Genomic DNA, 14,981 nt, shown 5'->3' on the forward strand with positions numbered 1-14,981 from the left:
AGTAAGGATCGCGCTCATCCGAGCGAAATCCGGGGTCTACGGGGGTTGTGCGTTCAAGAAATGAAGGCGAAGTCGAGGGCGCCGCTACCCATTAGTTACTTTCGATCTAGCGGCGGACGGGTGGTTACGGCCGCATGACGCGCAAGTGGACGTACCCAGATGCCTTCGATCTGGGTATGTTCCTCGCCGTCAGGGCAGCCACCGAGTCATCGAGGAGTCGAGACCCGTGTCGGAAAACAAAGATCCCCACGTAGTGAAGTTCGTTTACGACTTCACCGAGGGGAACAAGGACCTCAAGGACCTCCTCGGCGGGAAGGGGGCGAACCTCGCGGAGATGACCAACCTCGGTCTGCCGGTTCCCCCCGGTTTCGTCATCACCACCGAGGCCTGCAAGGTCTACCTCGACAGTGGCGACGAGCCGGTGGCACTGCGTGACGAGGTGAGTGCGCACCTCGACGCCCTCGAGCAGAAGATGGGCAAGAAGCTCGGCCAGGCCGACAACCCCCTTCTGGTGTCGGTCCGTTCGGGCGCGAAGTTCTCCATGCCCGGCATGATGGACACCGTCCTCAACATCGGACTCTCCGACAAGTCCGTCCTCGGCCTGGTCAAGCAGTCCGGCGACGAGCGGTTCGCGTGGGACTCCTACCGCCGCCTCATCCAGATGTTCGGCAAGACCGTCCTGGACGTCGACGGAGAGCTCTTCGAGGACGCCCTCGACAAGGCCAAGGCGGCCAAGAAGGTCACGGTCGACACCGACCTCGACGCCTCCGACCTCAAGAAGCTGGTCACCCGCTTCAAGAAGATCGTGAAGACCGAGGCCGGCCGGGACTTCCCGCAGGACCCGCGCGAGCAGATGGACCTCGCCATCCACGCGGTCTTCGACTCCTGGAACACCGACCGCGCCAAGCTCTACCGCCGCCAGGAGCGCATCCCCGGCAACCTCGGCACCGCGGTCAACATCTGTTCCATGGTCTTCGGCAACCTCGGCCCCGACTCCGGCACCGGCGTCGCCTTCACCCGCGACCCCGCCTCCGGCCACCAGGGCGTGTACGGCGACTACCTCCAGAACGCGCAGGGCGAGGACGTCGTAGCGGGTATCCGCAACACCGTGCCGCTCGCCGAGCTCGAGTCGATCGACAAGAAGTCGTACGACCAGCTCATGCAGATCATGGAGACGCTCGAGACCCACTACAGGGACCTCTGCGACATCGAGTTCACGATCGAGCGCGGCCAGCTGTGGATGCTGCAGACCCGCGTCGGCAAGCGCACCGCCGGTGCCGCCTTCCGCATCGCGACGCAGCTCGTCGACCAGGGCCTCATCGACGAGGCCGAGGCGCTCCAGCGCGTCACGGGCGCCCAGCTCGCGCAGCTGATGTTCCCGCGCTTCGACGAGAGCGCGAAGGTCGAGAAGATCGGCCGCGGTATCGCCGCCTCGCCGGGCGCCGCGGTCGGCAAGGCCGTCTTCGACTCGTACACAGCCGTCAAGTGGTCGCGCTCGGGCGAGAAGGTCATCCTGATCCGCCGCGAGACCAACCCCGACGACCTCGACGGCATGATCGCCGCCGAGGGCATCCTCACCTCGCGCGGCGGCAAGACCTCGCACGCCGCCGTCGTCGCCCGCGGCATGGGCAAGACCTGTGTCTGCGGCGCCGAGGACCTCGAGGTCGACACCAAGCGCCGCCGGATGACGGTCGGCGGGCAGGTCATCGAGGAGGGCGACGTCGTCTCCATCGACGGCTCCACCGGCAAGGTCTACCTCGGTGAGGTGCCGGTCGTCCCGTCCCCGGTCGTCGAGTACTTCGAGGGCCGCATGCACGCCGGCGCCGACGACGCCGACGAACTCGTCGGCGCCGTGCACCGGATCATGGCGTACGCGGACCGTGTCCGCCGGCTGCGGGTGCGCGCCAACGCCGACAACGCCGAGGACGCGCTGCGCGCCCGCCGCTTCGGCGCGCAGGGCATCGGCCTGTGCCGCACCGAGCACATGTTCCTCGGTGAGCGCCGCGAGATGGTCGAGCACCTGATCCTCGCCGACACGGACGCGGAGCGCGAGGAGGCCCTCAAGGAGCTCCTGCCGCTCCAGAAGAAGGACTTCGTCGAGCTGTTCGAGGCGATGGACGGGCTCCCGGTGACGGTGCGCCTGCTCGACCCGCCGCTGCACGAGTTCCTGCCCGACATCACCGAGCTGTCGGTGCGCGTCGCGCTCGCCGAGTCCCGCCAGGACGCGAACGAGAACGACCTGCGCCTCCTCCAGGCCGTGCACCGCCTGCACGAGCAGAACCCGATGCTGGGCCTGCGCGGTGTCCGCCTCGGGCTCGTGATCCCGGGCCTGTTCGCCATGCAGGTACGGGCCATCGCCGAGGCCGCGGCCGAGCGCAAGAACGCCAAGGGTGACCCGCGCGCCGAGATCATGATTCCGCTCGTCGGCACGGTCCAGGAGCTGGAGATCGTCCGCGAGGAGGCCGAGCAGGTCATCGCCGAGGTGCAGGAGCAGACCGGCGTCGAGCTGAAGCTGGCGCTCGGCACGATGATCGAGCTGCCGCGTGCCGCGCTGACGGCCGGGCAGATCGCCGAGGCCGCGGAGTTCTTCTCCTTCGGCACGAACGACCTGACGCAGACCGTCTGGGGCTTCTCCCGCGACGACGTGGAGGCCTCGTTCTTCACGGCGTACCTGGAGAAGGGCATCTTCGGGGTCTCGCCGTTCGAGACCATCGACAAGGACGGTGTCGGCAGCCTCGTACGCAACGCCGTGGAGGCCGGCCGCGCCACCCGGCCCGACCTCAAGCTCGGCGTCTGCGGCGAGCACGGCGGCGACCCGGAGTCGGTCCACTTCTTCCACGAGGTCGGCCTGGACTACGTCTCCTGCTCCCCGTTCCGTATCCCGGTCGCCCGCCTGGAGGCCGGCCGTGCCGCGTCGACGTCGACTGGCAGCGACCACCGGTAGGGACCACCGGTAGCGACCACCGGTAGGAACCGGTCCGCGAAACTCCGGAGCCGTTGTCTGGGTGCCCGACCCTCACGAAAGGCAGCGGCTCCGGTGCACCGAAGGAGAGGGCGGTACCCCTTGTGCGGGGGGTGCCGCCCTTTCGTGTGCGGGTGCGTGTGAAAGCGCGCGGGGGTGGGCGGTCTTGGGGGTTCTGTGATGTCCGCTCCCTTGTGAGGCCCGGGAGGCAAGTGGTGTAGTCCACTTCATGCCTCCGAGTAACGGAACGACTTCACCGCGTCTGTCACGCCGCTCGTTCGTCACCGCGCTCGCGGTGACCTCGGCAGCCACCGCCCTGCCGATCGGGCCCGGGTCCGCCGCCGCCCGGGCCGCGGGCAAGAACGCGGTCAACGAACGCCCCGTCGTCATCCCCGCCCTCCAGGACTGGGCCGGATCCACGGGCCGGTACCGCCTCGAAGCGGGCGCCCCGGTCGTCGTACAGGCCGCGAAAGCGAGTGAACTCCTGCCGCTCGCCCGGCAGTTCGCCGACGAGGTCGAAGAGGTCACCGGCATCAGGCCCGGCGCTCCCCGCGCCGGCCGCGGAGTACGGGGCGGCCTGCGGCTCGTCCTCGACCCGGCCGACCGGCACGCGCCCGGCGGTGACCGGTACGCCGAGGAGGGCTACACCCTCACCGTCACCGCGGCAGCCGTCACCGTCACCGCACCCACCCGCACCGGCCTCTACTACGGCACGCGTTCGGTCCTGCAGATCCTCCTGCGCTCCGACGGGCGCCGCGAACTGCCCACCGGCACCGCGCACGACTGGCCCGACTACCGGCTGCGCGGCTTCATGCTGGACGCGGGCCGCCGCTACTTCACCCCGGGCTTCATCCGCGACCAGCTGCGCCTGATGGGCTGGTTCAAGCTCAACGACCTGCAACTGCATCTGAACGACAACGAGATCAGCCCGGCCGGCGGCGACTGGTCCAAGGCCTACGACGCGTTCCGGCTGCGCAGCGAAAAGCCCGAATGGGCCGGGCTCGCCGCACCCGACGGCTCGTACTCGCGTGCGGACTGGGACTCCTTCGAGGACACCGCGGCAGCCCACGCCGTCCAGCTCACCCCCGAGATCGACGCGCCCGCGCATGCCCGCTCCTTCGTGCGCTTCCGCCCCGAACTCGGCCTGAAGGGCGGCAACTCCGACCACCTCGACCTCGCCGAGCCGGAGACGACGGCCTTCATGAAGAAGGTCTTCGACGAGTTCGCGCCCTGGTTCCGCAGCCCCGAGATCCACTACGGCGCCGACGAGTACACCGGCCCCGAGGAGCAGTACCGCGGCTACTTCAACGCCATGGCCGCCCACATCCGCACCCTCGGCAAACACCCGCGCGCCTGGGGCAGCCTCACCGAGATGGCGCCCTCCGGCACCACCGGCTACGACCGCGACGTCACCATCCACAGCTGGAACAACGGCTGGTACGGGCCCAAGGCCGCCACCGCCGACGGGTACGAGATCGTCAACACGAACGACGGGCTCCTCTACATCGTCCCGTTCGCCACCTACTACCACCCGCTCGGCCTCGACGGCCCCTATCTGTACGAGAGCTGGGCCCCGCACGTCTTCCCCGGCAACGAGAGCCTCCAGCCGCACGACCCGAAGCTGCGCGGCGCCATGTCCGCCGTGTGGAACGACCTCGTGCACGCCACGTACACCCAGCAGGCCGTTCACGGTCTGGTCGAGAAGACCTTCGGGACGCTCGCTCAGAAGATGTGGAGCGGGTCCGGAGCGGGCCTGAGCTACCGCGACTTCACGGCCGAGCTGCGGCGCGGTATCGCCGGACCCGGGCTCACCACCCTCACGCCCACCCTCTCCGAACCCGACCAGATCTCTCTGGACGCGGCCGCCACCGCCTCGTCCACGGCCGCGGGATCCCGCCCCGCGTACGCCACCGACGGCAGCCCGGTCACCCGTTGGACCAGCGGCCGCGAGCGCGCTCCCTGGCTGGCCGTCGGCCTCGGGGACAGCCGGCCCGTGCAGCGGGTACGCGTCGAATGGGGGCAGGACCACGGCACCGCGTACGCCGTCGAGGTGTCCGACGACGGCGTCGCGTGGCGCACCGTCGCCGAGCGCACCGGCCGCGATCGCGCGGGCTGGGACGAGCTCGCCTTCCCGGCGGCCTCCGCGCGCCATGTACGCCTGCGCGGCCAGGAACGCGTGAGCACGCGCTATTCGGTGTGGAGTCTCCAGGTGTACGACATCCCCGACCTGGCGCTCGGCCGCCCCACCACCGCGTCCTCCGCCGAGACGGCCACGCTCACCGCACCCAACGCCACCGACGGTGACCCGGGCACCCGCTGGGCGTCCAAGTACACGGACGGCGAGTGGATCGAGGTCGACCTGGAGCAGACCCGGACCGTGCGGCGGATCGTCCTCGACTGGGAGACGGCCGCGGGGCGGGACTACGACCTCCAGGTGTCCGCGGACGCCACCGGCTCGTCCTGGCGCACCGTCGCCGCACGCCGCGACCGGACCACGGCCGGGGTGGACACGGTCGACCTCGACGCCGTGCAGGCGCGGCGGGTGCGGATGCTCGGGGTGAAGCGGCAGACGACGTACGGGTACTCGCTCTACCGGTTCGAAGTGCGGGGCTGAGCCAAGGGGGCGAGGGGAGGCGAGGGGAAACTGGGGTGCGGGGTTCCGCATCTACTGGCCGGTAAGTACAGTCGGGCACCCCCGTATCCCCTCGCCCAGGGAGCACAGCCATGACCGGCTGGAACGCTAGCGACATCCCCGACCAGAGCGGCCGCACCGCCGTGGTCACCGGCGCCAACAGCGGCATCGGCTACATCACGGCCCGCGAGCTGGCCCGCAAGGGCGCCCGCGTCGTCCTCGCCTGCCGCAGCGAGACACGGGGCACTGCCGCTCTGGAGCGGCTGCGTTCCGAAGTGCAGGGCGCACAGGCCGAGTTCGAGCAGCTCGACCTGGGTGATCTGTCGTCCGTGCGGAAGTTCGCCGGATCGTACGGCAGCGGCGAGCGACTCGATCTGCTGATCAACAACGCGGGCGTGATGGCGCTGCCCCTCGGGCGGACCGCCGACGGCTTCGAGACGCAGTTCGGCGTCAACCACCTGGGCCACTTCGCACTGACCGGCCTGCTCCTGCCCCGGCTCCTCGGCACACCCGGCGCCCGCGTCGTCAGCGTCTCCAGCATGCTCCACGCCCTTGCCGACATCGACATCGCCGACCTCAACAGCGAGCGCCGCTACCGGCGCTGGGTCGCGTACGGCCGTTCCAAGACGGCGAATCTGCTGTTCATCCACGAGCTGGCGCGCAAGCTCGCGGCGCGCGGGTCCGACGTCGTCGCGGCGTCCGCGCACCCCGGGTACGCGTCCACGAACCTCGCGACGCAGGGCGTGCGCATGGAGGGCCGCAAGGCGGTCGAGCGCGTCGTCGAGCTCGGCAACCGGGCCATGGCCCAGTCCGCCGAGGCCGGCGCGCTGCCCACGCTGTACGCGGCGACGGCTCCCGGAGTGCGCCCGGACTCGTTCACCGGGCCGTCCCTGATGATGTGGCGCGGGGCGCCCGCGAAGTCGTGGCGGGCCGGGCGGACCCTCGACGACGTGTCGGGGGAGCGGCTGTGGGCGGCGTCGGAACAGCTGACGGGCGTGACGTTCTAGGCCGAGAGGCCCTAGTCCAGCTCCGACGCCTCGAACACCGCGCGGGCCGCCTCGCCGTCGATGCGGGCCGCGAGGCGGTCGATGACCGGGGTGCCGCAGCGGAGCAGACCGCTCGTGCGGGCCCGGCGCGCGCCCGTCTCCAGACGGTGCCACAGCACCGGGTTGTCGGTGAACACCTTCGGGTCCAGCTCCACGCGTCCGCCGAGCGCGTCCCGCAGTACGAGCCGCGGCGTCACTCCGTCGCTGTGGCGCACCGACGTGAGCAGATCCGTGCAGACCCGCTGCGTCCCCCGGATGCCGCGCACGGCGAGCCAGCCGGGACCCGCGCTGACCAGCGGCGGGTGCAGCACGGCGTGCAGCAGGACCGAGAGCCCCGCCCACAGTCCGACGCGCGCCGGGCTCAGTGTGCCGTTGGCCGTGTCGATCACCAGGATCAGGCCGAACAGCGTGAGCGCGCAGAACACCGCCGCCCGCAGATCGGCGGCCCACCGGCGGTCCCGCACCACCGCGTCCTGCGAAGCCGGCGCCGCCGCAGCCCGCCCGCGGGATCCCGCCCTCGTGTCTCGTCCCATGCAGCGCACCGTAAGCCCGTACGGCGCCCCAGGTCAGCACTCTTGACGCGTCGCTGATCCGGCGGCCGCGCACGTTGACGCCGTGCTGACGGGAGAGCCGACATACGGCCGTAGTCCCTCTGTCGTAATCCGGCCGCATGGTTGATCGTTGGGCCGTCGGAATCCGTGGACGCCGAAGGAAGCCGGTGTTCAAGAGCAGCGAGAAGCAGGGGGACGATCAATGACCATCAGCCGCAGAGGACTGCTCGGGACCGGTGCCGCGCTGGGGCTGCTCACCGCGTGCGGCTCCAACACCGGCCGGGACGACGGCGGCTCGGGCGGTGGGCCGGAGCTGGCGCAGTGGTACCACCAGTACGGCGAGCAGGGCACCGAGCAGGCCGTGAAGAAGTACGCCGAGGGGTACGGGAAGGCGCGCGTCACCGTGCAGTGGCGGCCCGGCAACTACGACGAGCAGACCGCCGCCGCGCTCCTCACCGACTCGGGGCCCGACGTCTTCGAGGTCAACGGGCCCAGCCTCGATCAGATCCAGGGCAAGCAGGTCGCCGACCTCACCGCCCTGTTCGAGGGGGTCAAGGACGACTTCAACCCGGCGGTCCTCGCCCCGAAGACGTACGACGGCAGGATCTGGGCGATCCCGCAGGTCATCGACATGCAGATGCTCTACTACCGCAAGAGCCTGCTCGCCGACGCGGGCGTCGAGCCGCCGAAGACGCTCGACGAGCTCGTGGACGCCGCGAAGAAGCTCACCTCGAAGAAGACGAAGGGTCTCTTCCTCGGCAACGACGGCGGCGCGGGCGTCCTCGGCGGCACGCCTCTGTACGCGGCGGGCCTCGAACTCGTCACCGAGGACGGCAAGGTCGGCTTCGACGACCCGGCCGCCGCCCGCGCCCTCGGCAAGATCCACCAGCTGTACGCCGACAAGTCACTGCTCCTGGGCGCGCCCTCCGACTGGTCCGACCCGTCGGCGTTCGTCCAGGGTCTGACCGCCATGCAGTGGTCGGGCCTGTGGGCGCTGCCCACCGTACAGAAGGAACTCGGCGACGACTTCGGTGTCCTGCCCTTCCCGAAGGACGGCGCGGGCGAGCCGTCGGTGCCGGTCGGCGCGTACGGCGCGGCGGTCTCCACCCGCTCCAGGCACCAGCAGGCCGCGAAGGACTACCTCAAGTGGCTGTGGATCGACCGCACCGACCACCAGGAGGACTTCGCCCTCTCGTACGGCTTCCACATCCCGGCCCGTATCTCGCTGGCGAAGAAGGCCGCGAAGCTCAGGAAGGGCGCGGCGGCCGACGCGGTCCGTTTCACGACCGACCACGGCTACGCCCAGCCCCTTCGCTGGACGCCCGCCGGCCAGACCGCGTACCAGGACGCCCTGAGCCGCATCATCAAGGACGGCGCGAGCCCGGAGGGCGAGCTGAAGAAGGTCGTACGGACGGTGTCGGCCGAGCTCGACCGCGTGAAGAAGAAGTGAGCCTGCGGCAGGAGGGGCGCCGCCGGGCGATCCCTCGGCAGAGAAGCCGCGGGCAGGGCGGCACGGCACGCAAGTGGGCCGGCGTCCAGAACCGCACCCTGTGGTTCTGGATCTTCGTCGGGCCCTTTCTCCTCGGTCTCGGCGTCTTCACGTACATCCCGCTCGGCTGGAGCGTCTACCTCAGCTTCTTCGACGCGCACAACACCGTCACCCCGAGCGACTTCGTCGGCCTCGGCAACTACACGGCGATGCTGAAGAACGAGGCATTCACCGACAGCCTGTGGACGTTCCTCGTGTTCTCGCTCTTCATCGTCCCCGCGACCTACGCCCTCTCGCTCGCCCTCGCCCTCATGGTGAACCGGCAGCGCCGCGCCCAGGCGTTCTTCCGCTCCGTCTTCTTCCTGCCCGCCGCCTGCTCCTACGTGGTGGCCGCGCTGATCTGGAAGATGTCGATCTTCAACGGGGTGCGGTTCGGGCTCGCCAACACCGTCCTCGGCTGGTTCGGCGGCGACCAGATCGCCTGGCTGTCGACGACCGACCCGCCCTGGTACTGGGCCGTCATCGTCACCGTACGGCTGTGGCTGCAGGCCGGCTTCTACATGGTGCTGTTCCTCGCGGGGCTCCAGCGCATCAGCCCCACCCTCTACGAGGCGGCGGCCGTCGACGGGGCGCGGCCCGGCTGGCAGGTCTTCCGGCACATCACGTTCCCGCAGCTGCGGGCCACCTCCGTGGCTGTCGTCCTGCTCCTCGTCATCAACGCCTTCCAGGCCTTCGACGAGTTCTACAACCTGCTCTCGGACGCCCGGGGCTATCCGCCCTACGCCAGGCCACCGCTCGTCTACCTCTACTACACGGCCCTCGGCCAGGGGCAGAACCTCGGGCTCGGCAGCGCGGGCGCGGTGCTGCTCGCCCTGATCATCGCGGTCGTGACGGTGGGGCAGGCCAAGTGGTTCGGCCTCGGCCGCAAGGAGGCGCAGTGAAGGCGGCACAGTGAAGGAGACAAAGTGAGGGACGACTCCCGCGTCAGGGCGGGCCGCGCCCTGCGCCTCGCCCTGCTGATCGCGCTCGCGCTCGTGTTCCTGATCCCGTTCTACCTCCTGGTACGCAACGGGCTCGCGGCCGAGAGCGACATCACCTCGCCCGAGTGGACGTTCTTCCCGTCCTCGCTGCACTGGGGCAACGTGACGGAACTCTTCGACGACACGTCCGTCCCCTACGCACGCTCCCTGCTCAACTCCGCGCTCATCGCCGTCGCGACGACGCTCGGCACCCTGCTCCTGGCCTCGCTCGCCGGCTATGGCCTGGCCCGCATCCCCTACCGGCACGCGAACAAGGTCTTCTACGCGATCCTGGGCACCCTGATGGTCCCGGCCGCGGTCACGTTCGTGCCGAGCTTCGTGCTCGTCTCGTCGCTGGGCTGGATCTCGACGCTGCGCGGCCTGATCGTCCCGACCCTGTTCTCCGCGTTCGCGTGCTTCGTCTTCCGCCAGTCCTTCCTCGGGTTCCCGGGGGAGCTGGAGGACGCGGCGCGCGTCGACGGGCTCGGGTACTGGCGTACGTACTGGCGGGTGGTCGTGCCCAACTCCCGGCCCGTCTTCGCGGCCGTCGGCACGATCGTCTTCATCGGCGCGTGGAACTCCTTCCTGTGGCCCCTGGTCATCGGCCAGGACCGCAGCGCGTGGACCGTCCAGGTGGCTCTGTCGTCCTTCACCACGTCCCAAGTGGTCCGGCTCCACGAGCTGTTCGTCGCGGCGGCCGTGTCGATCGTGCCGCTGCTCGTGGTGTTCCTGTTCTTCCAGCGGTGGATCGTGGCGGGGGTGGAGCGCTCGGGCATCGACGACTGACTCCACCCCTCTCTCCACGGGCTATGCCGCCGCGCCGCCGTCGATCACCAGGTCGGCGCCGACCACGGAGGCGGCGTCCTCGGATGCCAGGTACAGCACGGCGGCGGCTACCTCGTCCGGGGCCGCGACCCGGCCGAGCGGAGACTGCTCCTTCATACGGATGGCCCGCTCGGCCTCGGTCTCGCCGGGGAGCAGGGACATGGCGGTCGCGGAGGGGCCGGGGCTCACCGCGTTGATCCGGACCCCGTCACCGATGTGGTCGAGGGCCGCGCCCCTGGTCAGGGCGGAGACGGCCGCCTTCGACACGGCGTAACCGGTCACGCCCGCCCGGGTCTTGTGGGGGCCGAGGTTGGAGGAGATGTTGACGATGGCGCCGCCGCGCGCTTGCGTCCGCATCTGCGCGACCTCGGCCTGGAGGGCGAGGAGTACGCCGGTGACGTTGATGTCGAGCAGCGCCTGCCAGTCGTCGGCGGCGAGTTCGGCGACGGGGCCCGCGCCGCGGAAGACGCCCGCGTTGTTCACGGCGACATCGAGTGACCCGAACCGCTCGACGGTGGCGCGCACCAACTCCTGAAGATCCCCGGCCCGGCGCACGTCGGCGGTGCGCGCGACGGCGGTGCCGCCCGCCGCCTCGATGAGGTCCACGGTCCCGTCGAGGGTGGCGCGGGTCCGTCCGGCGACGACGACGCGCGCGCCCTCGGCGGCGAAGGCGAGCGCGATGGCCCGCCCGAGGCCGGTTCCGGCACCGGTGACGAGGACGTTCCGGCCGGCGAAGCGACTGCGGGACATGGATGGCTCCTTGGGTGGTGGCTCAGCTGGCGAATCGGGTGTTTCCGGAACGATCGAGTGTTTCCAGAACGATCGGTTCAGTATTCGGGCGTGCGGAAAGGGCTCGACGGGTGGGTGGGTCAGGGGAGTGGGGCAGGGGAGTGGCCCCTCGGTCCCGTGAGTTCGGCCCCTCAGTCCAGAAGGCCGAGTGCCTGCTCGGCCGCGTCGCGTATGCGCGCCGGGTCCGACGACGCCTTCCCGGCGACGCGCATGCCCTGCATCAGGACGAGCAGCAGGCGGGCGAGTGCCCGCGGGTCGCGGCCGGCGGGCAGCTCGCCCTGGGCGCGGGCCCGCGCGAGCGAGGCGTGCAGCAGCGTCTCGATGTGGTCCCAGCTGCGCTCCACGCGGCGGGCCGCCGCCGTGTCGTGCGGGGCCAGCTCTGTCGCCGTATTGGTGACGAAACAGCCGGTCAGGCGCCGCTCCTCGGTCGTCGCCTCGCCGGCGAAGCGGCGGACGAGGGCACGGACGGCCGGCAGTGCGGGGCCGCCGGCCGACAGGTCCGCGAGGATGGCCGCGTCGGCGTACTCGGTGTACCGGTCCATCGCCTTCAGGTACAGCTCGTGCTTGTTGCCGAAGGTCGCGTAGATGCTGGCGCGGCCGATGCCGAGACGGTCGACGAGATCCGCCATCGACGTCGCCTCGTAGCCGCGCCGCCAGAACAGCTCTAGGGCCGACTGGAGCGCGGCGTCCGGATCGAATTCCTTGGTCCTGGCCACGAAAGGGAGACTAGATGTGAGCAGAATGATCGGTCAAGAAATATGGGACGTGGTCCGCACGGCGTACGTGTCGACCGCGTACGCCTCGTCGTCGAGGCACGCGCCGCTCTCCAGGTCGAAGCGCTGCTTGAGCAGCGGCGACGCGACGAACGGACGGCCCCCGGCCGAACCGGTCAGGCCGCGCGAGAGGACCGCGGCGCCCGTGAACGGGTCACGGTTGCCCACCGCGTACAGGCGGCCCGTGCGGTCCAGGAACACGGCGGCCTGCCGACCGTCGGGGAGCAGTGCCGCGACCCCGCGTCCCGGGGTCAGCCGGGCCAGTTCGCACACCGTGAACCAGGCGTCCGCCAGGCGGAGTTGCACCAGCACGGCGGTCTTCTCGGGAGCGGCGGGCATGGTGACGGTCATGACGTCAGCGATCCTTCCAGGGGGCGGGAGCCGATGGACAGCAGCGGCAGGTCGGGCTTGATCTGGTCGCGCTCCGGGACGAACCGCACCAGCGGGTCCGGCGCGTCGGGCGCGTTCACGAAGGACACGAAGCGCTCCAGGCGCTCCGGGTCGTCGAGGGTGTCGGCCCACTCGTCGCGGTAGTGCGCGACGTGGTCGGCCATCAGGGCCTCCAGCTCGTCGCAGAGGCCGAGGGAGTCGTGCACGACGACGTCCCGTACGTGGCCCAGGCCGCCCTCGATCCGCTCCAGCCAGCTCGCCGTACGCTCCAGGCGGTCGGCCGTGCGGATGTAGAACATCAGGAACCGGTCGATCAGCCGGACCAGTTCCGCGTCGGAGAGGTCCTGCGCGAGGAGGTCCGCGTGGCGCGGGGTCGCGCCCCCGTTGCCGCCCACGTACAGGTTCCAGCCGTTGGCCGTGGCGATCACCCCGAAGTCCTTCGACTGGGCCTCCGCGCACTCGCGCCCGCAGCCCGACACGGCCGACTTCAGCTTGTGCGGCGCGCGCAGCCCCCGGTAGCGCAGCTCCAGGCCGATCGCCATGCGCACCGAGTCCTGCACGCCGTAACGGCACCACGTCTGCCCCACGCACGACTTCACCGTCCGCAGCGCCTTGCCGTACGCGTGGCCCGACTCGAAACCGGCGTCCACCAACCGCGCCCAGATCAACGGAAGTTGCTCGACCCGAGCGCCGAACAGGTCGATCCGCTGCCCTCCGGTGATCTTCGTGTAGAGGCCGAAGTCGCGCGCCACCTCACCGATCACGATCAGCTTCTCCGGGGTGACCTCGCCGCCCGGGATGCGGGGCACGACCGAGTAGGAGCCGTTCTTCTGGAGGTTGGCGAGGAAGTGGTCGTTCGTGTCCTGGAGCGCCGCCTGCTCGCCGTCGAGGACATGGCCGTCGGCGCCGATCGTCGGCGCGAGCGAGGCGATGATCGAGCCGACGGCCGGCTTGCACACCTCGCAGCCCTCGCCGCCGCGCGCGCCGTCACGGCCGTGCGCGTCGAGCAGATCCGCGTACGACGCGATCCGCCTGACCCGGACGATCTCGTACAGCTCGGCGCGGCTGTGCGGGAAGCAGCCGCACAGGCCCGTCTCGCCGCTCTGTGGCAAGAGCCGGCCGATCAGCTTCACGCAGCTGCCGCAGCCCGTACCGGCCTTGGTGCACTTCTTCACCTCGGGCAGCGTGGCGTGCGCCTGGACCGCGTCCTTGGTGACGTTGTGACAGGAGCAGATCACCGCGTCGCCGGGCAGCGCCTCCGGGCCCAGCGCCACCGGTGCCCCCGCACCCGCGGGCAGCACCAGCTGTTCGGGCGCCACGGGCGGCACCGAACCGGTCAGCGCGCGCAGCGTCGCGTACGCGTCCGCGTCCCCGACCAGGATCCCGCCGAGCAGCTCCCCCTCCGGGCCCACGACGAGCTTCTTGTACGTGCCCGAGCGCGAGTCCGAGTAGACGACATCGAGGCAGCCGTCGGCCGCGCCGTGCGCGTCGCCGAACGACGCCACGTCCACGCCGAGCAGCTTCAGCTTCGTCGACAGGTCGGCACCGGTGAACTGGCCGTCCTCCGACGCGAGCGCGGCGGCCACCGTCTGCGCCATCTCGTAGCCCGGCGCGACCAGGCCGTACACGCGGCCGTCCACGGCCTGCGCGCACTCGCCGATCGCGTACACCGCCGGGTCGCTGGTGCGGCAGCGCCCGTCGACGGTGATGCCGCCGCGCTCGCCGACCGTGAGCCCCATGTCGCGGGCGAGCTGGTCGCGCGGCCGTACGCCCGCCGAGAACACCACCAGGTCCGTCGCCAGCTCCGAGCCGTCGGACAGCTTCATGGCGCGCACCGCGCCACCCTCGCCGTCCGCCACGATCTCCTGTGTGCCGACGCCGGTGTGGACGCTCAGGCCCAGGCCCGTGATGGTGCGCAGCAGGGCCGCGCCGCCTCCCTCGTCGACCTGCACCGGCATCAGGCGCGGCGCGAACTCGACGACGTGCGTGTCGAGGCCGAGGCCGCGCAGGGCGCCGGCCGCCTCCAGGCCGAGCAGCCCGCCGCCCACCACGGCCCCGGTCGCGGCGTGCTCCTTCGCGTACTCCTCGATCGCGAGGAGGTCCTCGATCGTGCGGTACACGAAGCAGCCCGTCGCGTCCTTGCCGGGCACGGGCGGCACGAACGGGTAGGAGCCGGTCGCGAGGACGAGCGTGTCGTACGTGACCTGGAGACCGGAGCGCGCCGTGACCGTCCGCGTCGCACGGTCGATGTGCTCGGCCGGGTCCCCGAGGTGCAGCTCGATACCGTGCCGGGCGATGAACCCGGCGTCCGTGAGCGAGAGTTCGTCCGGGGTGCGGCCCGAGAAGTACGAGGTGAGCCGGACCCGGTCGTAGGCGGGGCGCGGCTCCTCGCACAGCACGACGACGCGGTGCGTGTCCGTGAGCCCGCGCTCGGCCAGGGCCTCCAGGAAGCGCTGGCCGACCATGCCGTGGCCGACGAGGACGAGTGTGGGCATGGTGGGCATC

At 70.8% G+C, this 14,981-nt stretch carries 11 protein-coding genes; 6 read left to right on the forward strand and 5 right to left on the reverse strand.

What is annotated here, in order from left to right:
- Positions 1-226 precede the first annotated feature (226 nt).
- The 3 genes from ppdK (at position 227) to ACIPWY_RS07110 (ending at position 6,601) form a co-directional block, all read left to right on the forward strand.
- Positions 227-2,944, forward strand: coding sequence for a pyruvate, phosphate dikinase (gene ppdK, locus ACIPWY_RS07100; RefSeq protein ID WP_362899323.1), 2,718 nt, complete (start codon positions 227-229; stop codon positions 2,942-2,944).
- A gap of 247 nt (positions 2,945-3,191) precedes the next feature.
- Positions 3,192-5,576, forward strand: coding sequence for a discoidin domain-containing protein (locus ACIPWY_RS07105; protein WP_393705376.1), 2,385 nt, complete (start codon positions 3,192-3,194; stop codon positions 5,574-5,576).
- Between the two features lie 110 nt (positions 5,577-5,686).
- The gene (locus ACIPWY_RS07110) at positions 5,687-6,601 is read left to right on the forward strand and encodes an oxidoreductase (RefSeq protein WP_393705377.1); all 915 of its coding nucleotides are present in this window, start codon (positions 5,687-5,689) and stop codon (positions 6,599-6,601) included.
- Between the two features lie 11 nt (positions 6,602-6,612).
- Here the strand turns inward: ACIPWY_RS07110 and ACIPWY_RS07115 are convergent, their stop codons facing one another.
- Complete coding sequence (locus ACIPWY_RS07115) at positions 6,613-7,173, reverse strand: hypothetical protein (RefSeq protein WP_362899329.1); 561 nt, start codon at positions 7,171-7,173, stop codon at positions 6,613-6,615.
- 220 nt (positions 7,174-7,393) lie between these two features.
- Here ACIPWY_RS07115 and ACIPWY_RS07120 point away from each other — a divergent pair, with 220 nt between their 5' ends.
- From ACIPWY_RS07120 to ACIPWY_RS07130, 3 genes are all read left to right on the forward strand, one after another.
- Positions 7,394-8,641, forward strand: coding sequence for a sugar ABC transporter substrate-binding protein (locus ACIPWY_RS07120; RefSeq protein ID WP_362899331.1), 1,248 nt, complete (start codon positions 7,394-7,396; stop codon positions 8,639-8,641).
- Between the two features lie 98 nt (positions 8,642-8,739).
- Positions 8,740-9,621, forward strand: coding sequence for a sugar ABC transporter permease (locus tag ACIPWY_RS07125; RefSeq protein ID WP_362900049.1), 882 nt, complete (start codon positions 8,740-8,742; stop codon positions 9,619-9,621).
- 24 nt (positions 9,622-9,645) lie between these two features.
- Positions 9,646-10,485, forward strand: coding sequence for a carbohydrate ABC transporter permease (locus ACIPWY_RS07130; protein ID WP_362899333.1), 840 nt, complete (start codon positions 9,646-9,648; stop codon positions 10,483-10,485).
- Between the two features lie 21 nt (positions 10,486-10,506).
- Here ACIPWY_RS07130 and ACIPWY_RS07135 read toward each other — a convergent pair whose 3' ends face one another.
- From ACIPWY_RS07135 to nirB, 4 genes are all read right to left on the reverse strand, one after another.
- Positions 10,507-11,274 (reverse strand): SDR family oxidoreductase, encoded by a 768-nt coding sequence (locus tag ACIPWY_RS07135; RefSeq protein ID WP_362899335.1) that lies wholly within the window; start codon positions 11,272-11,274, stop codon positions 10,507-10,509.
- A 170-nt stretch (positions 11,275-11,444) separates the two neighbouring features.
- Positions 11,445-12,029: a TetR/AcrR family transcriptional regulator gene (locus tag ACIPWY_RS07140; protein WP_393705378.1), complete on the reverse strand. Its 585-nt coding sequence runs from the start codon at positions 12,027-12,029 to the stop codon at positions 11,445-11,447.
- A gap of 33 nt (positions 12,030-12,062) precedes the next feature.
- A complete protein-coding gene (gene nirD / locus ACIPWY_RS07145) occupies positions 12,063-12,425 on the reverse strand; it encodes a nitrite reductase small subunit NirD (RefSeq protein ID WP_393705423.1) in 363 nt (120 codons plus the stop codon).
- Positions 12,426-12,433: 8 nt separating this feature from the next.
- Positions 12,434-14,980, reverse strand: coding sequence for a nitrite reductase large subunit NirB (nirB, locus tag ACIPWY_RS07150; protein WP_393705379.1), 2,547 nt, complete (start codon positions 14,978-14,980; stop codon positions 12,434-12,436).
- Position 14,981: the final 1 nt, after the last annotated feature.

It is taken from the genome of Streptomyces sp. NPDC090032 (genome assembly GCF_044748025.1).
GTDB lineage: Bacteria > Actinomycetota > Actinomycetes > Streptomycetales > Streptomycetaceae > Streptomyces.